20 protein-coding genes are annotated in these 21,612 nt (G+C 36.9%); 17 read left to right on the forward strand and 3 right to left on the reverse strand.

Going from position 1 to position 21,612, the window contains the following annotated elements:
- Nucleotides 1–3: 3 nt before the first annotated feature.
- Together B1A77_RS07045 and rpsT are read right to left on the reverse strand one after the other, a co-directional pair.
- On the reverse strand, nt 4–2,208 hold the full coding sequence (locus B1A77_RS07045; RefSeq protein WP_077708363.1) for an RNA ligase: 2,205 nt from the start codon (nt 2,206–2,208) through the stop codon (nt 4–6).
- 145 nt (nt 2,209–2,353) lie between these two features.
- Complete coding sequence (rpsT, locus tag B1A77_RS07050; RefSeq protein WP_004692998.1) at nt 2,354–2,614, reverse strand: 30S ribosomal protein S20; 261 nt, start codon at nt 2,612–2,614, stop codon at nt 2,354–2,356.
- A gap of 267 nt (nt 2,615–2,881) precedes the next feature.
- On the opposite strand from rpsT, the gene polA reads away from it, so the two are divergent.
- The 16 genes from polA (at nt 2,882) to B1A77_RS07130 (ending at nt 19,248) form a co-directional block, all read left to right on the forward strand.
- Nucleotides 2,882–5,503, forward strand: a complete 2,622-nt coding sequence (gene polA / locus B1A77_RS07055) for a DNA polymerase I (RefSeq protein ID WP_077708364.1) — start codon at nt 2,882–2,884, stop codon at nt 5,501–5,503.
- 29 nt (nt 5,504–5,532) lie between these two features.
- Complete coding sequence (gene coaE / locus B1A77_RS07060; RefSeq protein WP_077708365.1) at nt 5,533–6,135, forward strand: dephospho-CoA kinase; 603 nt, start codon at nt 5,533–5,535, stop codon at nt 6,133–6,135.
- A gap of 160 nt (nt 6,136–6,295) precedes the next feature.
- Nucleotides 6,296–6,850 carry a lytic transglycosylase domain-containing protein gene (locus B1A77_RS07065; protein ID WP_012864253.1) on the forward strand — a complete coding sequence of 185 codons (555 nt, stop codon included), beginning with the start codon at nt 6,296–6,298 and terminating at the stop codon, nt 6,848–6,850.
- A complete protein-coding gene (locus B1A77_RS07070; RefSeq protein ID WP_077708366.1) occupies nt 6,834–7,529 on the forward strand; it encodes a hypothetical protein in 696 nt (231 codons plus the stop codon). Before B1A77_RS07065 ends, B1A77_RS07070 begins: the two co-directional genes overlap by 17 nt.
- Nucleotides 7,530–7,792: 263 nt before the next feature.
- Nucleotides 7,793–8,251, forward strand: a complete 459-nt coding sequence (locus B1A77_RS07075; RefSeq protein WP_077708367.1) for a ribosome maturation factor RimP — start codon at nt 7,793–7,795, stop codon at nt 8,249–8,251.
- Nucleotides 8,252–8,268: 17 nt separating this feature from the next.
- Nucleotides 8,269–9,345 carry a transcription termination factor NusA gene (gene nusA / locus B1A77_RS07080; protein WP_012864256.1) on the forward strand — a complete coding sequence of 359 codons (1,077 nt, stop codon included), beginning with the start codon at nt 8,269–8,271 and terminating at the stop codon, nt 9,343–9,345.
- A 2-nt stretch (nt 9,346–9,347) separates the two neighbouring features.
- Nucleotides 9,348–9,617 (forward strand): RNase P modulator RnpM, encoded by a 270-nt coding sequence (gene rnpM / locus B1A77_RS07085; protein WP_077708368.1) that lies wholly within the window; start codon nt 9,348–9,350, stop codon nt 9,615–9,617.
- Between the two features lie 12 nt (nt 9,618–9,629).
- A complete protein-coding gene (locus B1A77_RS07090) occupies nt 9,630–9,935 on the forward strand; it encodes a L7Ae/L30e/S12e/Gadd45 family ribosomal protein (RefSeq protein ID WP_012864258.1) in 306 nt (101 codons plus the stop codon).
- A 15-nt stretch (nt 9,936–9,950) separates the two neighbouring features.
- Entirely contained in the window at nt 9,951–12,419 is a 2,469-nt protein-coding gene (gene infB / locus B1A77_RS07095) for a translation initiation factor IF-2 (RefSeq protein WP_077708369.1), read from the forward strand.
- A gap of 9 nt (nt 12,420–12,428) precedes the next feature.
- Nucleotides 12,429–12,785, forward strand: coding sequence for a 30S ribosome-binding factor RbfA (gene rbfA / locus B1A77_RS07100; protein WP_008600771.1), 357 nt, complete (start codon nt 12,429–12,431; stop codon nt 12,783–12,785).
- 17 nt (nt 12,786–12,802) lie between these two features.
- On the forward strand, nt 12,803–13,744 hold the full coding sequence (locus B1A77_RS07105) for a DHH family phosphoesterase (RefSeq protein ID WP_077708370.1): 942 nt from the start codon (nt 12,803–12,805) through the stop codon (nt 13,742–13,744).
- A 2-nt stretch (nt 13,745–13,746) separates the two neighbouring features.
- Nucleotides 13,747–14,688, forward strand: a complete 942-nt coding sequence (locus B1A77_RS07110) for a tRNA pseudouridine synthase B (RefSeq protein WP_077708371.1) — start codon at nt 13,747–13,749, stop codon at nt 14,686–14,688.
- A 2-nt stretch (nt 14,689–14,690) separates the two neighbouring features.
- A complete protein-coding gene (locus tag B1A77_RS07115; protein WP_004693017.1) occupies nt 14,691–15,623 on the forward strand; it encodes a bifunctional riboflavin kinase/FAD synthetase in 933 nt (310 codons plus the stop codon).
- 12 nt (nt 15,624–15,635) lie between these two features.
- Nucleotides 15,636–16,400: a shikimate kinase gene (locus B1A77_RS07120; protein ID WP_004693019.1), complete on the forward strand. Its 765-nt coding sequence runs from the start codon at nt 15,636–15,638 to the stop codon at nt 16,398–16,400.
- On the forward strand, nt 16,400–18,553 hold the full coding sequence (gene recD2 / locus B1A77_RS07125) for an SF1B family DNA helicase RecD2 (RefSeq protein WP_077708372.1): 2,154 nt from the start codon (nt 16,400–16,402) through the stop codon (nt 18,551–18,553). Before B1A77_RS07120 ends, recD2 begins: the two co-directional genes overlap by 1 nt.
- On the forward strand, nt 18,553–19,248 hold the full coding sequence (locus tag B1A77_RS07130) for a ComF family protein (protein ID WP_004693022.1): 696 nt from the start codon (nt 18,553–18,555) through the stop codon (nt 19,246–19,248). The genes recD2 and B1A77_RS07130 overlap by 1 nt, the downstream gene beginning before the upstream one ends.
- Nucleotides 19,249–19,289: 41 nt before the next feature.
- Here B1A77_RS07130 and B1A77_RS07135 read toward each other — a convergent pair whose 3' ends face one another.
- Entirely contained in the window at nt 19,290–19,892 is a 603-nt protein-coding gene (locus B1A77_RS07135) for an HD-GYP domain-containing protein (RefSeq protein WP_004693025.1), read from the reverse strand.
- Nucleotides 19,893–20,795: 903 nt separating this feature from the next.
- Between B1A77_RS07135 and B1A77_RS07140 the strand changes: the two genes are divergently transcribed.
- Nucleotides 20,796–21,602, forward strand: coding sequence for a basic amino acid ABC transporter substrate-binding protein (locus B1A77_RS07140; protein ID WP_077708373.1), 807 nt, complete (start codon nt 20,796–20,798; stop codon nt 21,600–21,602).
- Nucleotides 21,603–21,612: the final 10 nt, after the last annotated feature.

The following is a 21,612-nucleotide window of genomic DNA, read 5'->3' on the forward strand; positions in this document are numbered from 1 at the left end:
TAATTATAGCAAGCCTTGATTTTCCATCATATCTTTAATATCAAGTATGGTAGATTTACATACTACATCATAATCTAATGAACCAAGGAAGTCTGCAAATTTAGTGTCATCTTCATTTTTACAGTTTCCATATGGAATTTTACCAAATTTTTGATATGGCTCTAGAATGCGATTTCGTCTGTGCTTCCACGTATTATAATAAGGACCTTTGAATTTAGTCATAAAACCATTGCTATCGACTAATACAAAGCCTTCAGATTCATGGAATGAATTTAGTTCCTTATTTATAATGCCTTGGAGTTCATCCATGGTAGAAACTTGTTGAACTGTTTTAACAATGGAAATCAAGTCAGTGTCATATTTTTGTAAAATCGTATAAAGTTCAGCTAATTTTTCTCTAGAGAATGGGACATCTATATGCTTACCATTTACGTCTAGAGTATTTTGAATCATATCGAGTACATAGAGATGGTCTTGGTCGTATTTAATGATATGAGTATCCTCTTGGCTGATGACCTCAAATATCATAGAGCAGTTATTACGTGCTAATAAATCTTTGATTTCTACTTGTAAGCCTTCAGGTAATCTATGGAAGAGGTTTTTAAATAAATCCACATGTATACCCTCTGTTGTAGATTTAGAGGCAAATACTAATTCTTCGTTGATAACGCCAAGAATGGCAAGGTAACCATTTTCTTTCGTTCTAATTTCAACTGGAAAGGATAGAGTATTAGCTAGATTATCTAACTCTGTTTCTGGGCGCTCACCAAGATTAAAGAATTTATTATAACTACGTAATTTCACATCTCCTGTAATTCGATCCACAAATAATCCACGAGCTTGTACTGTACTTTCATTCCATAATCGTTTATGAAATACACGAGAGGTAAAGTTCAAGGAATATAGGTTAGGGAAACATTGTTTTACTTTTACTAATTTTGAATTGCCAATAATATTAATATCTTCATTTTGTGTGAAGATGACATGTTGTGTCATATTTTGGAATTCATGGCGCATATAATCTTTATCATATACATCGTTTTTTATTCCATTTTTTATGAAAGTATTTGCTGTAATATCGATGTATTTTAGCTCTCCACCAAACTTAACTTCTCCTTCTAAACAGAAGGAGTACTTTCCATCTGGAACGCCACGATGACCGTGAATTTGAATGAAGTCCTGACACATGCCTTGCTCGTAATTAGTATCGTAAATATTAGCGATATTTGTTTCGTAAGCTCCAAAACCATTAATAAATGTTGAGGTAGGTATGAAGGTCATATTAGGCACATAGGAGAGGCCACCATGGGAAACTAAATATTTTTTGCCATGGAAGCTGAATGGATAGCATTGACGAAGTGATTTATAAAAGAGTCGTAGTTCTCGTTGGAGTGATTCTACGTCTTTTTTCGTCATATCTTTTACGATAGGTGCTACCACATCTTTCATAAAGCGCTTGGAACGATCTAAATTTGTATGGAATGCAAAGTTTGCAATATGTCGTTCGTGATTACCTTCTAACATAATTGTATTGGGTAATGTGCTGAGACGCATCATTTCGTACATCATTTCTTTGTTTTCAATACCGCGTTCTAAATAGTCACCGCAGAAGATGTATAATGTCTTTTCATCCCACGGTGTAATAGCTTGTTGTAATGCGGTGTAGCAACCGTGAATATCACCGATAACACGCACTCGATCATATCTATTTGTTAGATTAACCGTAAAGTAATTGTTGATTTCATCAATAGAGTTAATTTTTTTACAAAACTTTGGTAATGTACTTGTTTTAATCATTTTGTACATACGATGAATGACTTGCTCTGGCACTCGTTTGTAATCGGCGCGAGCCGCATTACGGACCAAGCAATCTTCTAAGGATGTATCTGGTTCATAGTAATATACAGTATATTTATATTTGTTAAGCAATTCTTTGTAAGCATTAACCGCTTTAGATGTAGTGTGGGTAGCATCTAAGACGACAAAGTCACCATTGCTCATTCGTTTTTCTAAACAATCTAGTAGGAGCTTCCATGCTGGACCATTATCCTCTTGTGAAATATACCAGCCATTCTCACCAAGGGAAGGGCTACGTAAAAGCATACGGAAATGATCGGCTTCAAGGGTGTAAGCCTCAAGATTGTTGTCACGAATCCACTGAGACTTACCACTAGCAGGAGCACCACGCATTAATAATAGTGTTCTCATAGTAATAGTCCTCTAATCTGCCCATAGGGCGTAATAAAATATAACTGTATAACAAACGAAAAATTATTTTATGATTAAATAGGAAAAGGGCATAAAAAAACAGTCTCAACGGATATCCGAGAGACTGTCTTGCTTGCTTTTAAAATTATAAAGCGTTTACTTTAGCTGCAAGGTTAGATTTTTTGCGAGCTGCAGTGTTTTTATGAAGTACACCTTTGGAGGCTGCTTTATCAATTACGCTAGTAGCATGAACAAGTGCTTGTTTTGCTTCTTCTACTGCGCCTGCTTGAACAGCTTCAACGGTTTTACGAGCTGCTGTACGAATTTGAGATTTTACAGCGGCATTTTTCGCACGACGTTCAGCATCCGTTTTTACGCTTCTAATACTGGATTTAATGTTTGGCAATTGAGTCACCTCCTTAAAAATCGTTTCTTATACCTGAATGATTATATCATACCAAATATTGATACGCAAGGACTTTTCAGCCCAATATTTTCCTTAATGACATGATTTGTAAAACATTTTCTACTGTTTATTAAGGAAAGCATATATGTGGTTTTTAAAATCAAATTACTTACTCATTTTCTAGTGTAACAATATATTAATTTTTATTTATGAAAGTTAAAAGGGTCCTTATGTTATAATGAAGAATAGAATTAAGTGAGGTGTCTTATGAAAAAATTAATGATTATAGATGGCAGCAGTTTGTTATTTCGCGCATTTTTTGCATTACCACCGTTGAAATCTGCTTTAGGAACACCAACGAATGCAGTATATGGCTTCTTAACGATGCTCATTAAATTGTATGAAGAAATTAATCCTGACTATATTGCCGTAGCTTTTGATAAAGGTCGTCAAACATTCCGTACTGAAATGTATAGTGAATATAAAGGAAATCGTCCAGATGCACCTGAGGATTTGCGTCCACAATTTAGTTTAATTCAAGATGTATTAAAAGCATTGGGCATTTGTGTCATCGAAGAAGAAGGTTTTGAAGGGGATGATATCCTTGGATCCTTGAGTAAAAAGTTTGGAGCCCCTGAGATGGCTGTTCAAATTATTACAGGTGACCGCGATAATTTACAGCTTGTAACAGAACATAGCCATGTGTTCTTAACTAAAAAAGGTATTTCTGATATGTTAGAGGTTACTCTAGATAATATGGAGGAACTTTATGGTTATGGTCCTGATAAGGTTATCGAAATGAAGGCGCTTATGGGTGACTCTTCTGATAATATTCCAGGTGTACCAGGCGTAGGTGAGAAAACAGCGCTTAAATTAATTACCGAATATGGCAATCTTGAATCTGTATACGAACATATTGAAGATATTTCTGGTAAGAAATTAAAAGAGCGACTCGTAGATAATAAAGAGTTAGCCTTCTTATCTCGTGAGTTGGCAACAATCAAAACAGATATGGAGTTATCTTATAAAGTAGAAGATTTTGTACAAAACTTCCATACCTCTGAAGTACAGCCTTTATTTGAAACTTTAGGCTTTACTAAATTAACACCTCGCATTGTTCAAGTAATGGGGGGCGAGGAAGCAACTTTTGGAGATCCAGGCTCTTTATTTGCACCACAAGAGGAGATTTCTTTAGATGATTTAGCGGATGCTAAAGCATTAACAGCCGACTTCTATAAAGATAAAACGGTAGCAGTGCATGTTATATTAGATGGTAAGACTCCATTTAGAACGGTAACGAATACGTATCTATATAATGGTGATACTATTGTAAAAACAGACGATACTAAAGCTGTTTTAGCTGTATTACAAGGTGCTAAAGTCATTGTTACAACTCAAACTAAGGAGATTATCGAAGCCCTTGGTGCAGATGTGCCAGCTGAGATTTCTTTATTTAATGCTGATAAAACTGCTCGTGTTCACGATATGTCTCTCATTGCGTATTTATTAGATCCTACGCGTACTAATTATGGATATCTATATCTAACTGAGCGCTTCTCTGTACCTAGCATTGCTAGCGGTAGTGCAGATGTTGAATGCGTATCCATGGTGAAAGCATTACTCGCCATGAACGAAGCAGCTTGTGAATCTGCTCGTCGTGAAGAGTTATGGTCTTTATATGAAACGATTGAGTTGCCTTTGATTCATACTTTAGTAGTGATGGAAAAGAATGGTATCTATATCGATACAGAGAAGTTGGCAGAAACAACGGCTCGCTTTAAAGAGGAACTAGCTCAAGTACAACAAGAGATTTATGAACTGGCCGGAGAAACTTTTAATATTAATTCACCTAAACAATTGGGTGTAATATTGTTTGAAAAGATGAACTTGCCAATCATCAAGAAAACTAAGACCGGCTATTCTACAGATGCGGAAGTACTGGATATGCTTCGTCACGAAAGTCCGATTGTTGAAAAAATCTTGGCATACCGTTCTGTTGCTAAATTAGTATCTACCTATTGTGAAGGTTTGGCAGTTCTCATCAATGATAAGACTCGTCGTATTCATACGACTTTTAATCAAATGGTTACGGCTACAGGTCGACTTAGCTCATCTGATCCGAACTTGCAAAATATTCCTGTTCGTACCGAAAAAGGCCGTGAAATTCGTGCCTTATTCTATCCGGGTGCTGGATATGATACATTGGTGAGTGCCGATTACTCCCAAATTGAGTTGCGTATCTTAGCCCATTTATCTGGCGATGAAGCATTGATTAAAGCCTTCGTAGAAGGCAAGGATATTCACCGCTTTACTGCGGCAGAGGTGCTTGGTAAAGCTCAAGATGATGTAACTAGCGAAGAACGTTCTCATGCGAAGGCTATTAACTTCGGTATTATTTACGGTATTTCTGACTTTGGTTTATCTCGTGACCTTGGTATTACACGTGGTGAAGCTAAAAATTATATTGATCTTTATTTTAGCCGTTACCCTAAGGTTAAAGAGTATATGGATCGAATGGTTCAAGAGGCTCATGAAACAGGGAAGGTTCACACTATGTTTGGTCGTCAACGCGAGTTACCTGATATTAATAGTCGTAACTTTAACCGTCGTTCTTTTGCTGAACGGACCGCAATGAATACGCCAATTCAAGGCACTGCCGCAGATATTATTAAGTTAGCCATGAACCAAGTGGAGCAAAAATTAGAAGAACAAAACTTTAAGTCTCGACTTTTATTACAAGTACATGACGAACTAGTGCTTGAAGTAGTGAACTCTGAATTAGAAGCTATAGAAGAATTATTGCGTAGTACAATGCAATCTGTTGTAGAGCTACAAGTACCTCTTATTGTAGACGTACATCATGCAGAAAACTGGGCATTAGTAAAGTAATATGTGTTTATAATTAATAGAAGGTATATATGTTTAAAATTGGCTTAACTGGTGGCATTGCATCTGGCAAAAGTACAGTTCTTACATATTTTAAGGATAAAGGTATACCATATATCGATGCTGATATTGTGGCTCGTGAAGTTGTAGAGCCTGGTACAAAAGGGCTAGAAGCAATTGTAGCTGCATTTGGAACCGATGTATTGCACGATGATAGGACATTAAACCGAGAAGCATTAGGGGCTATTATCTTTCACAATGAAAAAAAACGCCAACAACTGAATGGTTGTTTAAAAGAGCATATTCAAAATCGAATCATGGAGCTCACAGCTCATTATGAGGCACTACATACACCAGTTTTACTATATGACATTCCCTTACTTATCGAAGGAGAGTGGTATACCATGATGGACGAGGTGTGGCTCGTATATGTGAATGAGTCAACTCAAATTGAGCGCTTAATGAATCGCAATGGATTTACCAAAAAGGATGCATTGGCTCGTATTAAGAGTCAAATGCGTCTTGATGACAAACGGACTTATGCGGATGTAATCATTGATAATAATGGTACACCTCTGGATTTAAAGGAACAATTAGATACCATCTGGAATGAGCGTATCGAATCAGCTCTATAAGAAAATTGATAATTGCCATTTTATGTGTCAAATTTGGTATATAAATAATAGTAATAAATGGTATAATAAGCCCATAAAACTTAGCATGATATTAGTTTAGCATTTGTTATATGTTAGATTTTGATGACTATTTTCAGTTTGTATGTAGAAAGGGGGATATATGAAACGTGCAACGGCAACGGCACTATCCTGTGTCGTACTAGGATGGTTTTATTTTACATATCTAGATGACCATTTCGCGCGTCAAATCGCGTATCCCTTTAACTATAAAGAGGAAGTTATAGCCGCAGCTGAGAAAGAGCAGGTACCTCCGTCTTTGGTGGCCAGTGTTATCTTAGCTGAAAGCAAGTATAAAAACACAGCGGAGTCTGAAACTGGTGCGCTTGGATTGATGCAACTCATGCCAGATACAGCTCGTTGGGTGGCACAACAAGTTGGGCATGGCAATTATACAGATCGTCAATTAAAAGAACCTACTATAAATATTGAGCTAGGTACTTGGTACCTAGGTCATTTGCTGAAGGAGTTTAATGGGGATCAAGTACTAGCATTAGCTGCTTATAATGCTGGTCGTGGTCATGTAGAATCGTGGATTCACGAAAATAACTGGAATGGAATGGTTGATACGATTCCGTTTCCTGAGACTCGTAGCTATGTAAAAGCAGTCTTACAGTATCAAGAAAGATATGAGGCATTATATGGAAACGATTATTGAAGCTTGTAAAGCCTTAGACTATTCCTGGTTGCCTCAATCCATTGAAGGCTTTACACTAGTTACCTCTACTGAAAGTGACTATACAAAGTTAGCTAATCGTATTAGTGCTGGTGAAGACGTATTGAAGGTACCTATTTTCCACTATCAAAACGATTTAGGATGGTGTTGGTCTGCCTTATATGATAAAGAGGTAGAGGACTATACAGTACATATAGAAATGCCACTATTTTCCTTTGTGGACATTTCTTTTGTGCGAGCCGATTTAGAGTCTTTTTGGACAGGGCTACAAGAACGATGTGTAAAAGGGTTAACCAATATGTTAATAGAACCTGCTAATAATTTTACCTTTACTTATCGTCGCCGAGGGATTCCTGAATGGGACTTCTCACAAGCTATGCCTGAGGAGTTAGAAGGTTTTGTACGCGATATTGATCCAGCCCACGCGATTCGCATGATTAATGGGTCTTTTATCATCGGCGAATACCGTAAGATGGACGAGTGTACAGGCTTACTATTGTATTATAATGAATTACGTGATGAATACTTTGCGGAACTTCGGTATAAAAGCTATCCAGAAATTGACCATCATTTAGATGCAAAAAATCTAGATGATTTAGCATTGTTATTGCGCGAGCATTTAGGTGCTATATTAAAAGGTTTGAATGAGCGCATTGATTAAAGTTTGGATAGATTTAACTATGCTATTTTTTGTCATTTGTTTGTTTTTATAAAATGACTTATGTGGGATTGGTTTCTTTAATGCCCATTAGAAAACGTAGAATTTGTATATACGCAGTAAATGTGATATACTATATATGACTTTTATATAAATCTTTTAAAAGAGTGGGCTTATGTCCACTCTTTCATTTATGATTAGCTCAATTTTATAGTGTTTTTATCAAGAGATATATACAGGATGTAGTAAGTAAGGAGGCGATGGCTATGAAAAGAGAAGCAGTGGAGGAGATTGTATCCTCTGTGGTTGAAGGTATTATAGCCGGCACCGATATGGAACTCGTCGATGTAGACTATGTACGTGAACGGGATTGGTATTTACGTGTCTACATTGATAAACCAGGTGGTGTAGATTTGGATGACTGTCAGTTGGTGAGCGAAAAATTAAGTGCTGTCCTCGACGAAAAGGATCCAATTACGGAAAACTATTTATTGGAGGTATCTTCTCCCGGTCTTGATCGAGTTCTTAAGAAAGACAAGGACTTAGTTCGCTATAATGGCCGTGATGTAGATATTCAGTTGTTTAAGGCTATTAATGGCAGTAAACAATTTACTGGTGCATTACAAGGTTTTACAGACACAACTATCGAATTTACTATCAATGGTGAAAGCATGACATTTGAACGTTCTACCATTGCACAAATTCGATTACATCTTGATTTTTAATATATGGAGGCATACGAGTGAGTCAAGAATTAATTCAAGCGGTAATGGTGCTTACAAAGCAAAAAGGTTTTGCTCCTGAGGTTATTTTTGAATCCTTAGAGGCTGCATTGTTGCAAGCATATCGCAAAGAACCAACATCTAACCCAGATGCGTACGTTGTGATTGACCGCGAAACAGGCGTTTATAAAGTAATGGCTAAAAAACAAGTTGTGGAAACTGTTGAATTACCTGAAACAGAAATCAGCTTGTTGGATGCTCGCAAAAAAGATAAACGTTTTGAGATTGGTGATGTAGTAGAAGTAGATGTAACTCCTGCCAACTTTGGCCGTAGTGCTGCCCATACTGCTAAACAAATGCTCATTCAACGTTTAAAAGAGGCTGAGCGGAGTGTAGTATACGAAGAGTATTACAGCCGTGAAGGAGACATCATCACTGGCGTTATTACTCGCGTTGAAGGTAAAAATGTATTTATCAATCTTGGTAAAACGGAAGCGATTTTGCCTCCAACTGAGCAAATTGTTACTGAAACATACCGTGAAGGAGATCGTATTAAATGCTATATCGTAGAGGTTAAGAAAACTACGAAAGGCCCTCAAATTATGATTTCTCGCACACATCCAGGTTTATTGAAACGTCTATTTGAGCTAGAGGTTCCAGAAATCTTTGAAGGCGTAGTAGAGCTTAAGTCTGTAGCTCGTGAGCCGGGGATGCGTTCTAAAATCGCTGTATATAGTCGTGATGAAAATATTGATCCTGTAGGTGCTTGCGTAGGTCCTAAAGGGCAACGTGTACAACATATTGTTGATGAATTACACGATGAAAAAATAGACATTGTAAAATGGGATGAAGATCCAGCAATTTACATTGCTAACTCCTTAAGCCCTGCGAAGGTTGTATCGGTAGATGTAAGCGAAGAAGAAAAATCTTCATATGTAGTAGTACCTGATTACCAATTATCTTTAGCTATTGGTAAGGCTGGTCAAAATGCTCGTTTGGCGGCTAAGTTGACTAACTGGAAAATCGATATTAAAAGTGAAACTCAAGCTGCTGAAGAACCTTTTACAGGTTTCGGCAATGCTGAGGATGGTGAATAGTCATGAAATCAAAATCCCAACCTATGCGTACTTGCGTAGGATGTGGTGAACCTAAGGCAAAACGAGAATTGATTCGCTTAGCCTTGAGTCCTGACGGCAATATCACTATTGATCGCAGCGGTAAAGCACCAGGACGTGGAGCTTATTTATGTGAATCCATGTCATGTTTTGAGCAGGCCTATAAGGCAAAACGATTAGAACGGTCCTTAAAGCATAGCGTATCTAAAGAGATATATGAAGCGTTACAACGTGATTTACAAGAGAATGAGTAATCACTGATATACATGAATGAAGATAAAATTTTAAATCTCTTAGGCTTAGCGCAACGAGCAGGAAAAGTTATTTCTGGTGATTTTATCGTAGAAAAAGCTATAAAGAGAAAGGAACCGAAATTAGTACTTCTCGCTAGTGATTGTGCAGCCAATAATGAAAAGAAATATACTCAATTAGCAGAAACCCATCACATTCCACTTCACAGTATTGCCGATAAAGAGGCTTTAGGCACGGCCATTGGTAAGGAAGTTCGGGTAGTAGTCGCCGTACTAGATGATGGATTTGCAAAGGCATTACTTAAAGAGATTGATCGATAATAAGGGGGTATGTAGATGTCCAAAAAACGCGTTCATGAAATCGCCAAAGAGTTCGGCGTTGAAAGTAAGCAGGTCATTTCTATCTTGCAACAACATAATATTAATGTTACTAAAGCAGTTAATTCTGTAGATGATTCAGGTTATGAAATTGTAAAAAAACAATTAGGTAAAAAATCTGAAGCTCCTAAAGTAGCACAAAAAAAAGAAAAAAAAGTAGAATCGAAATCTGCTCCAACTGCAGCTCATAAACAAGAAGCTGCATCACATAAACAACAGCATTCAAATCGTTCTAACGAACAGAAAAAAGATAAACACAAACAAGCTGGTCAAAAACAAGACGATCAATCTAAACAAAAGGACCATAAAAAAGGCAATGTCCGTCATGTACAAATCTCTGAGCCTACACGCAAATCCGATGGTAAGCAACATGGTGGAGACCGTGCTAACAATCGCCCTAATAATACCCGCAATAATGATAACCGTAATAACGGTCGTTCTAATGATGTGCGTAACAATGACAGTCGAAACAACGATAATCGTAATAGCGACAACCGCAATAACGATAATCGCAATTCTAATAATGATCGCCGTAACAAGAAAAATAAAAAAGGTGGTAATAATCGCCCACAATCCTTGTTATCTACATCTATGCAAAAAAAGAAAAATCGCGTAAAACATCGTAACGAGCAGTACCTACAACAAAAAGCAGAAGCTGAACGTAAAGCTGAAGCAGCAATTGCTACAGAAATTGAATTGAGCGGGCCTCTAACTGTTAAAGACTTAGCTGAAAAAATGGGTCGCGAAGTATCTGAAATCATCAAAAAATTGATGCTTTTAGGTGTTATGGCCAGCATTAACCAAGAGGTTGATGTAGATACAGCTACTATCGTGGCTGAAGAGTTCGGTGTAACTGTAACTGAAGTAGAACCTGAAGAAGACCCTACAGATGTTATTGAAATTGAAGATGCACCAGAAACATTAAAACCACGACCTCCTGTAGTAACTATCATGGGTCACGTTGACCATGGTAAAACATCCTTGTTGGACGTAATTCGTCAAACTAATGTAACAGCTGGCGAAGCTGGTGGTATCACTCAACATATTGGTGCGTACCAAGTTCGCTACAAGGATAATAAAATCACATTCCTTGATACACCAGGTCATGAAGCATTTACTGCTATGCGTCTACGCGGTGCGAAATCTACGGATATTGCAGTTCTTGTAGTCGCTGCCGACGACGGTGTAATGCCGCAAACTATCGAGGCTATTAATCATGCGAAGTCTGCAGATGTACCTATTATTGTAGCCATCAACAAAATGGATAAACCAGGTGCTAACCCAGACCATGTTAAACAACAATTGTCTGAACATGGTCTTTTACCAGAAGAATGGGGCGGCGATGTAATCATGGTTCCAGTATCTGCTAAACAAAAACAAGGTATTGATGACTTACTTGAAAATATCTTGCTCGTAGCAGAAGTTATGGAATTGAAAGCGAACCCTAACCGTAAGGCATATGGCGTAGTTATCGAGGCTCAACTTGATAAAGGTCGTGGTGCTGTATGTACTGTCTTGGTACAAAAAGGTTCTCTTCGTGTAGGTGATACAGTACTTGCTGGTACTGCATACGGTAAAGTACGTGCCATGACAAATGAGCGCGGTGAAAAAGTAAAAGTTGCTCGTCCATCTATGCCGGTAGAAATTTTGGGCTTCTCCGAAGTTCCACAAGCCGGTGAAATTATAAATGGTATGGATGACAACGAAGCACGTGCAATTGCTGAAAAACGTATTGCTAAGCAACGGGTTCAAGAATTGCAAGCTACACATAAAGTTACATTAGATGATATTTTCAACCAAATTCAACAAGGCGAGTTGAAGGATCTTAATATTATCATCAAAGCCGATGTTCAAGGTTCTGTAGAAGCATTGCGTCAATCGTTAGAAGGCATCAAAAATCCTGAGGTTCGTATTGTTATTGTTCATGCTGCAGTAGGTGCTATTAATGAATCGGATATCATGTTGGCATCTGCATCTAATGCGATTGTAATGGGCTTTAATGTACGCCCTGATGCTAATGTTCGACGTGCAGCGGAACAAGAAAAGGTTGACTTGCGTACATATCGTGTAATTTATGATGCTATCAATGACGTTGAATCTGCTATGCGCGGTATGTTGGCGCCTCAATTTAAAGAGGTTGTCGTAGGTCGTGCAGAAGTGCGTCAGGTTATTTCCACACCAAAGGCTATTGTAGCTGGCTCTTATGTAACAGAAGGTCGTATTACTAACGACTCTGAAGTTCGTTTAATTCGTGACGGCATCGTTGTATTTGAAGGTAAGGTTGATTCTTTACGTCGATTTAAAGATGAAGTTAAGGAAGTTAAAACATCCTTTGAATGTGGTATCTCCTTAGAAGGATACCGCGACATCAAGGAAGGCGACGTTATTGAAGCTTACTTGATGGAAGAAATTGCACCTCAATTATAGGAGGTTTATATGAGTGATGTTCGTGTCAGAAAATTACAAGAATTTATCAAACAAGAGGTAAGTCAAATGTTGATGCGCGGATTGAAAGATCCGCGTATCGGCTTCACTACTATTACCGATGTTCATGTAACAGGTGATTTACGTGAAGCTACGATTTATGTCTCCTTGTTTGGTTCCGATAAGGAAAAAGAAGATACCCTTATCGCATTAAAGCATGCAGCAGGTCATATTCGTACAGAGCTTGGCAAAGTACTTAAATTACGCCATATTCCTTCTATCACATTTGATAAGGATACGTCTTTAGACTATAGCATGCATATTGAATCCCTTTTGAATGAAATCAAAAAGGATGAAGAAACAAATTAACAAAAAGGATACAGAACATGAGTAAGATTACTATTAGTCAATTACATATGGCTCTGTGTGAAGCTAATTCTATTATGCTAACCGTCCATATTAGACCTGATGGTGATGCTATTGGGTCCATGGTAGCCTTTTACGAAGCCCTTGTAGGACAAGGTAAAACTGTATATATGGTAGTGGATGATGTAGTTCCTGAGAAGTACACATTCTTACGATATACGGACCACATTCATGATGTAGCGTATTTTGAAACTAATCCAGTTGATATTGATATGCTTATGGTTTTGGATGCTAGCACGTATGAGCGAATTGGCAAAGTAGGTGCACTTTGGAGTGCACCTATTTTTAATATAGATCACCATATTTCTAATACAGAATTCGCGGACCATCTATATTTAAAGCCTGACTTTGCTGCTACTGGTGAAATTGTTACCGACTTATGTACAAAATGGAATTGGCCTATCACTGAATCTATGGGTACTGCATTATATATGGCGATTGCTACAGATTGTGGTTTCTTTAAATTTAGCAATACTACAGCAAATACTCTTGAGATGGCTGCCAAATGTGTAGCTGCAGGGGCTAGACCAAATGTTATTTCTGAAACAATAGAAGCCGTATCTGCCAGTCGTTTAGAATTAACAAAACAAGTTATGCAAACTATCGAGTTTTACAAGAATGATACGATTGCTACCATCGAGTTGAATCGTGAGGCTATGACTATTCTTGGCGATGATACAGATGGTTTTGTAGATATTATTAGAAATGTTGATACTGTAGATGTGGCAATTTTGTTAAAAGCAGAAGCTGATGATATAACACGTGTAAGTTTACGTTCTAAAGGTATTGATGTGAACGTTGTAGCAAGCCATTTTGGTGGTGGTGGTCATATTCGTGCTGCTGGTTGTACTATTAATCTACCATTAGAAGAGGCAAAACAAGCTCTCATTGAGGTAATTTAATAATGGATGGGATATTACCATTTTTAAAACCACCTGGCATTACAAGCCATGATGCCGTTGCTATTTGTCGTCGTATTCTAAAGGAAAAGCGCATTGGTCATAGCGGTACATTAGATCCTATGGCTTATGGTGTATTGCCTGTGTTTCTTGGCAAGGCTACGCGCCTCATAGAATACACGGATGAATTTGATAAAACCTATGTAGCAGAATGTAAATTGGGTACTTTTACGGATACTGAAGATAGCTCAGGACAACCTGTATTGCCAGATAATGATATGGTATTGCGAAATGGTATTGTATTGAATCGAGCTATTCAATCTACAGAAATCTCGGCAACGATGGTTAAACCAGGCTTTGAAGAATTGGTTAGTATTTTGAAAAAATTTGCTGGCGTTCAGGACCAAAGACCGTCTAAGTATTCTGCCATTAAAGTAAATGGTATTCGAGCTTATGAATATGCTCGTAAAGGTATTCCTGTAGAGCTACCATTACGTCAAATTCATATTAAAAATATTGAGCTCATTGCTTATGGATTCCCTTTTTTCACGGTTCGTGTGACATGCTCAGGGGGGACTTATATTCGCTCGTTATTACGCGATATTTGTATTGCTTTAGGTATTCCTGGCGCTATGACTTCTTTGGCACGTACTCAAGTAGGCCCTTTTGATATCGGCTCTGCTAAGATGGCCGAAGAATTGATGCTACATGGTGAAAGTCTGTTGTTGCCAACAGATACGGCTGTTTCTCATCTTTCAAAAGTAACTGTAAATAGTGTACAATTAAGAATGATGATAGAAGGCAAGCAGTTACCGATTGGTAAAGAATTTGCTTTCACAGAAATAGGTCAGCTCTATAGAGCTTATGGACCGAATGGTTTTATTGGTATTATGAAACGAAACAACCACACATTAAAAGTGGAAAAAAATATTTTTATTGAAGGATAAGTATGAAGCAACTACATTCGTTTGATGAACTACGTCAAATCAAAGATACAAAAGTATATGCCCTTGGTACCTTTGATGGCATTCATCGAGGTCATCAACGAGTTATACATAAGGCTGTTGAAGAGGCTATATCAGTCGATGGGGTTAGTATCATCATTACCTTCGAGCATCATCCATTGACTATATTACATCCAGAACGAGTACCTAAACGAGTGATTCAAGAAGAGATTATGGATACTGTGCTAGAAGAACTCAAAGTTGACTATATTTTGCGGTTACCTATGACTGAAGCATTATTAAAAATGACTGCAGATGAATTCTTACATGAACTCTGCAATGATATGAATGTGGAAGCTATTGTAATCGGTGAGAACTTTACATTTGGTGCAAAGGGGCTTGGTAATCCAGAATATATGAAACAAGTGGTAGCGGATAAGAATATACGAGTTCTTGTACAGCCTTTATTACCTTGTGATGGTAGTAGTACACCTATTTCTAGTACAGAAATTAGAAAAGCTATTCATGAAGGGCATTTGGAGGATGCAAATCATTGGCTAGGTAGGCCATTCCAGTTTAAAGGAACTGTGATTAAAGGTGATCAACGGGGACGCACATTAGGATTTCCTACATTAAATCTATTACTTCCTAATGAAATGGCTACACCTCCAGACGGAGTCTATGCTAATCGTGTATGTATTGATGGTATTTGGTATGATGGGGTAGGCAATATTGGAGATAATCCAACCTTTAGAAATCAGTACCATAGATGTGAAGTACACGTTTTTAACTTTGACCAAGATATATATGGAAAAGAAGTAATTGTACAGTTCATTTCTTATATTAGAGGGGAAGTTAAATTTAATAATTTACAAGATCTTATCGATCAAATGAAGGTAGATGAAGAACAGGCTCTAGCTATTTTGGCTAATGCATAAAAGGGGGTTCTCATGGATATTAAAGAAGCTCGAAAACAGATAGATAGTATTGATTCTGTATTAGTTACGGAGTTTGAGAAGCGACTCACACTGATTAAAGAAATTGGTAAATATAAGGATGAACATCACTTACCACTTATTGATGAAGAACGGGATGAAAGTATCATTGCTTTACATACTCAAAATTGTAAAGATAAAGTTTTAGCACCTTATGTTGAAAATTATATAAAAACCGTCGTTTCTATGAGTAATGAGTTCTTAAAGGAGCATATGCATAAGCATATTTTTCTCATTGGTATGCCTGGCGCAGGTAAAACTACTGTTGGTAAGGTTCTAGCAAAAGAGTTAGGCCGCGACTTTTTCGATCTAGACCAAACGATTCAAGACAAGGTAGGTAAATCCGTTCAAAATATTTATATTTACGATGGTAAAGATGCTTTCAGTGAATATGAATATAGTACAATCAAAGAATTAATTCACAATAAACCATCTGTCATTGCTACAGGTGGCGGCACTGTTACCTATGATAAAACTGTTAAATTGATGCGCAATAATGGTCTTGTTGTATTTGTTAACCGCGATGTAAATCATATTTTAGATGATTTGGATCTAGAGATTCGTCCGCTTGTAAAAGAAAGTATCGAATATATTTTTAATGTATATGAAGAACGTTATCCTTTATATGAAGAAGTAGCACATATTAAAATTGGTAACGAAGGCAGTATTACCGATGCAGTGCAAGAAATTATTGAAGCTTTGCCGAATACGGAGAAATAATGGACGCCATACGAGGATTTGTATACCGAACTATATATGAGAATACACAACGTACATATTGCGTGTTTATCCTAAAAGATTATAATGAGGAATACATTACTTGTACTGGCAAATTTGAGTCTCCTAAAGAAGGGGAAGACATCGAAGTACGGGGCCGCTATGTAGAACATGAAAAGTACGGCCGCCAATTTGATGCGAGCAGTGTTGAAAAGTTAAAACCTGATAATATGGGTGCTGCCAAGACTTATTTGTTGAATCTAGGAATAAAAGGTTTTGGTGAAAAATCCGTAGAGAAGGTACTAGAATATTTCGGTATTCGTATTTTAGAAATTTTACGGGAAGAACGTCCAGAAGAGATTAAAGATGTTCCAGGTCTCCGAAAGAGTGTTAAGGATGAGCTATTCAATACCTTACTTGGCGAAGGTATTTTATCTGATTTAAATCATTTTTTTGAAAGTCATCACATTTCATCGAAATGGAGTCGTATTGTATATACCTATTATGGTGTGCAGTCTGTCGCAGTTATAGAGGATAATCCTTATACATTATTACGTGTAGCACCGGATATGCTTTTTGGTACGGCCGATACACTAGCAGAGCATCTTGGTATTAATGGTAGTGATACACGCCGTTTAGAGGCTGGTTTAGAATGGATTCTACGTAGTCTAGATAATCAAGGTCATACATGTTTACCAGTAGACCAACTTATCGGTCGACTTGACGATTTATTACAAACTGATGTAGATGATATTGCGAACTTTATTGAAAGCCTGCTGGAACAAGGTGCACTGTATAGTACGTATTATGAAGATATCTTATATATCTATCCGCCAGAGATGTATGTTTCTGAAGTGGAAGGTGTCCACTATACTCGTGAGTTTCTATTAGAAGCTGATCCAATAGCATTAGATATTTCTAGTTTTATTGAAAAGTTTGAACGAGACAACTACATTATCTTTGGTGATGCTCAAAAAGAAGCTATACAGCTCTCATTTTTTGAAAAGTTTTCTCTTATAACTGGTGGTCCTGGTACAGGTAAAACAACTATCATCAAGGCACTAGTAAAAGGTTTCCAACTCGGTGGATTGGGGCGCATTATACTTTGTGCTCCTACGGGACGTGCTGCAAAGCGTCTGACCGAGGCCACTGAGTTTGAAGCTACTACAATTCATCGTCTATTGGTACCTGTTCAAGGTAGTGACTCCTATGACTTTACAAAGAATGAAGATGATCCTCTAGATATAGATGTCATTATCATTGATGAAGCATCTATGCTTAATGTGCGTTTATTCTATTCTTTGATGGCTGCTATTCCAAAGGAAGCCCATGTCATTATTGTGGGTGACGTAGATCAATTACCACCTATAGGTGCTGGGTTCGTATTAAAAGATTTATTAGATAGTGATTGTGTGCCCTATACACGACTTAATCAGATTTATCGTCAAAGCTCTGGTAATACTATCGTTGAAAGTGCTTACGCAATTAACCGTGGTGAAATGCCTAACCTGGAAGGTGTGAGCGAAGAGTTTTCTTTTATTCCTGTTAAATCTTATGACATGATGATGAAAGCCATCATTGATGTATATAAACGTGAACAAGAGACGATAGAGGATGAATTAGATATTCAAATTATTTCTCCTATGCGCCGTGGTGAAGCAGGTAGTACATTGATATCACAATATGTACAACAAGCCGTAAACCCTCCAGATAGCTATAAGGGAGAAGTTCGTGTCAATGGCATTATGTATCGCGTTGGGGATAAGGTTATTCAAATTCTCAATGATTATGAGTTAGAAGTGTTTAATGGCGAAATTGGCGTTATCTATGCTATTACGCGGATCGATATTTGTATCCGATTTATCCATAAAGAGGTTCGTCTACCTATCGATGAAGCACATATGATTATGCCTGCTTATGCTATTACGGTCCATAAGAGTCAAGGTAGTGAGTATGGTGTAGTTATTATTCCATTTGTTCCACGTTATGGTGGTATGTTACAACGTAATTTGTTGTATACTGCTGTTACACGGGCAAAGCGTAAAGTAATCATCGTTGGTACTACGAGCGCAGTTGAACGTGCTGTGCGTACTGTTAATGCCGATGAACGTTACACATTGTTTAAAGAACGACTACAAGGGAGATGTGATTCGTAATGAGTCTTTGGGATTTCCTATTTCCACCTGTATGCCCTCACTGTGGTGCACCTGTGGCAACACAAGGGGATTGGTGTAAAGCTTGTTTTACAGATTTATTACATATTCGTCATGTACCACATAAATTTTTACACTATGTAGATGATGTATGTGTGTTGGCCGAATATCGTGGTGGTCTAAAGTCTATGATTTACGATGTAAAATTTAATGAAAAAAAGGAGCAGTCCAAAGGGGCCGCTCCTTTTTTAGTATCGTACAACTTTTACATGAAATATAATGAGTCTAATATTGTGAATAGTAATTGTAAAATTATGTATGATTATATTGTTCCTGTACCATCTAGCGAAAAGAAAAAAGCTAAGAGAGGATATAATCAAGTAGATTTATTCTTTCTTGAATGGGCTCATTCTTTATGGGAGATAGATAGAAAAAACTTTAAATGGTTAGATTGTATATACAAGTTTGATACTTCTCGAGATATGTGGGGATTAACAAATAAAGAAAGACATCAAAATATTGATGATGCCTTTGTTATATGTGCTGATTATAAGGATATTGATTTTACCAATAAGAATATATTAATTGTTGATGATATATATACTACAGGTGCCACAATTGAAGCTGTAGCAAAAGTCTTACAAAAGCATAAAGCGCTACGCATTGATGCCCTTACGCTGGCTAGTGGTAGTTTCTAATCTTTATTACTAAATGTAGGAATATAATATTTGATTTCATATTAGCCAAGCACATCAATAAATGCTTTAACTACATCAGGATCAAAGAGTGAGCCAGATGCACTAAAGAGTTCTTCTTTTGCTTTAGCTTTTGTTTTCGCCCAAAATTCAGTAGAAGGATTAACTGTTGTATCATAGTAATCTGCTACAGCAATAATTCGAGCTCCTAACGGAATATTGGCACCACGTAAATGTTTGGGATAACCAGAGCCATCCCATTTTTCATGATGGTAACGAATATAAGGCAAAATTTGTTGGCAGCAAGGATAGTTTTCAATCATATTGGCTCCACTTGCCGCATGTTGTTTATACTTAGACATTTCTTGCTTATTAAGATATGGAGATTTTTGGATTAATGCATTAGGTACCATTAATAGACCCACGTCATGAAGTAGAGCTGCGTGACGAATCTGTTCAATTTCATTTAATGGCAAACCCATTTTAGCTGCGATGCTAACAGCATAGTTTGAAACCTGGATAGAATGTGTATAAAGATGATAGCTTTTCATTTGTATCATCTGTAAAAGTTGTGCGCTTATGGCTTCTAAACTATCTTTCTCCAGTTCATACAAACCTGATGGTTGCATCAATGATAACATAAACATAATAAACCCCTCTAACTAACAAACTGAACATATGGTACAACCCCTCGTACTTATGTTCATATCGTACAACTTTAGGCCGTTCTAATTTAACAGTATACAAATTATACACCATAAATAATTTTTTGTGTATGATACGTATGTTCTTACAAATATGTTGTATTCATATTTGGCATACAAAAACTAATTGACAATTTAAGAATCCACTAGATATGGTACTTAAAAAATGTGATTTTAGAAATATTAAAATATTATGAAGAATATTTTAGGTTTTCTATTCCAATTTTCTATACATCAACAAATAGGGGTTGCAAAATTTATTCTCATTGTTCTAAGAATTATGCGATAGTATGTTTGGTAAAAAAATTATGTTTGGCTACTTAACTATATAATCAAAATTTTTTAAAATAATAGTAAAACTAGACATGAATACTGTTATTCTTTATAATACGTCTATACGGGTCTGTGGTTGAAAGTCGAGGCTAGTCGCAGGCAAAACGATCCACATAAGCAGCCCAAAGGGTTGTGAGCATGGTGCGGCTTAGGTGTAAGTCCTGCCGATAAAATCGAGAGAGGTAGTAGTGGGGAGTCTTGGACTTATGAGCGAACCTTCCAGCAGGCGAGTGTGGGGGCAAAGACCAGGTCAGCCGTATAGGGGCACATGAGGCTTTTCTCATGTGCTTTTTTTATACAGTTGTATATTATAAAATCTATAGAAAACCACTAACTATGGGAAAGTTTTTATACATGGACGTAATATTTATACAAACAATGTATAAAATTAAAATATAAATATAGAGATTTTGCGATTGCATCTAAAATTATATACAAAATTATTGACATAATTATACTTAATCTATATACTATTATAAAGTAGTAGTAAGTTAAAATAATGAGGTTGATAATATGTTAAATAGCAAAGTAAAAAAAATAATTCTTGGCGGTTGTATGTTAGTGATGGCGGCTTCTTTAGTTGGTGGATGTGGTTCTTCTAATCAACCTACATCTAATAAACTTGTCGTTGGCACTAATGCTACATTTGTTCCATTTGAGTTTAAAGATGAAAAAACTCAAGATTATACAGGTTTTGATATTGAATTGATTCGTGCGATCGGTAAGCGTATTAATAAAGATGTAGAGCTAAAAAATGTAGCTTTTGATGCTTTGATTCCAGCTTTGAACACACATGATATTGATGTTGCTGCATCTGGTATGACTATTACAAAAGCGAGAAGTGAAAAAGTATTATTTTCTTCTCCTTATTATGAAAATGCCTTAGCAGTGGTATATAAAGATGGAACGGCTGTGAATTCTCTTGATGACTTAAAGGGTAAAAAAATTGCAGCCCAATTAGGTACTACTGGTGCAGATTTAGCTCATAAAATTGAAGGTACTACTGTAAAAGAATTTGACCATAGTAATGAAGCTTTGTTAGAATTACAAAATGGTGGAGTAGATGCAACTGTAATCGATTTACCTGTAGCTCAATATTACAGTACTAAGCATCCTGACCAACATATGAAATTTATGGCATATCCAAATACTAAAGAATATTTGGGCTTAGCAATTAATAAGGATAACAAAGCATTGCAAGAAGAAATCAATAAAGCAATTGCTGATATGAAGGCTGATGGGGAATTTAATACATTATATAAAAAATGGTTTAATGTAGATGCACCTGCTGATATGCCAGTAGTTTTAGAATTTAAATAATAGGAGAGAT

The sequence above is a fragment of the Veillonella parvula genome, from assembly GCF_002005185.1.
GTDB lineage: Bacteria > Bacillota > Negativicutes > Veillonellales > Veillonellaceae > Veillonella > Veillonella parvula_M.

Bases quoted from the DNA above. Each gene is read 5' to 3' on its own strand.
- B1A77_RS07045 (WP_077708363.1), bottom strand. From the start codon at position 2,208: ATGAGAACACTATTATTAATGCGTGGTGCTCCTGCTAGTGGTAAGTCT.
- polA (WP_077708364.1), top strand. From the start codon at position 2,882: ATGAAAAAATTAATGATTATAGATGGCAGCAGTTTGTTATTTCGCGCA.
- coaE (WP_077708365.1), top strand. From the start codon at position 5,533: ATGTTTAAAATTGGCTTAACTGGTGGCATTGCATCTGGCAAAAGTACA.
- B1A77_RS07065 (WP_012864253.1), top strand. From the start codon at position 6,296: ATGAAACGTGCAACGGCAACGGCACTATCCTGTGTCGTACTAGGATGG.
- B1A77_RS07070 (WP_077708366.1), top strand. From the start codon at position 6,834: ATGGAAACGATTATTGAAGCTTGTAAAGCCTTAGACTATTCCTGGTTG.
- B1A77_RS07075 (WP_077708367.1), top strand. From the start codon at position 7,793: ATGAAAAGAGAAGCAGTGGAGGAGATTGTATCCTCTGTGGTTGAAGGT.
- rnpM (WP_077708368.1), top strand. From the start codon at position 9,348: ATGAAATCAAAATCCCAACCTATGCGTACTTGCGTAGGATGTGGTGAA.
- B1A77_RS07090 (WP_012864258.1), top strand. From the start codon at position 9,630: ATGAATGAAGATAAAATTTTAAATCTCTTAGGCTTAGCGCAACGAGCA.
- infB (WP_077708369.1), top strand. From the start codon at position 9,951: ATGTCCAAAAAACGCGTTCATGAAATCGCCAAAGAGTTCGGCGTTGAA.
- rbfA (WP_008600771.1), top strand. From the start codon at position 12,429: ATGAGTGATGTTCGTGTCAGAAAATTACAAGAATTTATCAAACAAGAG.
- B1A77_RS07105 (WP_077708370.1), top strand. From the start codon at position 12,803: ATGAGTAAGATTACTATTAGTCAATTACATATGGCTCTGTGTGAAGCT.
- B1A77_RS07110 (WP_077708371.1), top strand. From the start codon at position 13,747: ATGGATGGGATATTACCATTTTTAAAACCACCTGGCATTACAAGCCAT.
- B1A77_RS07115 (WP_004693017.1), top strand. From the start codon at position 14,691: ATGAAGCAACTACATTCGTTTGATGAACTACGTCAAATCAAAGATACA.
- B1A77_RS07120 (WP_004693019.1), top strand. From the start codon at position 15,636: ATGGATATTAAAGAAGCTCGAAAACAGATAGATAGTATTGATTCTGTA.
- recD2 (WP_077708372.1), top strand. From the start codon at position 16,400: ATGGACGCCATACGAGGATTTGTATACCGAACTATATATGAGAATACA.
- B1A77_RS07130 (WP_004693022.1), top strand. From the start codon at position 18,553: ATGAGTCTTTGGGATTTCCTATTTCCACCTGTATGCCCTCACTGTGGT.
- B1A77_RS07135 (WP_004693025.1), bottom strand. From the start codon at position 19,892: ATGTTTATGTTATCATTGATGCAACCATCAGGTTTGTATGAACTGGAG.
- B1A77_RS07140 (WP_077708373.1), top strand. From the start codon at position 20,796: ATGTTAAATAGCAAAGTAAAAAAAATAATTCTTGGCGGTTGTATGTTA.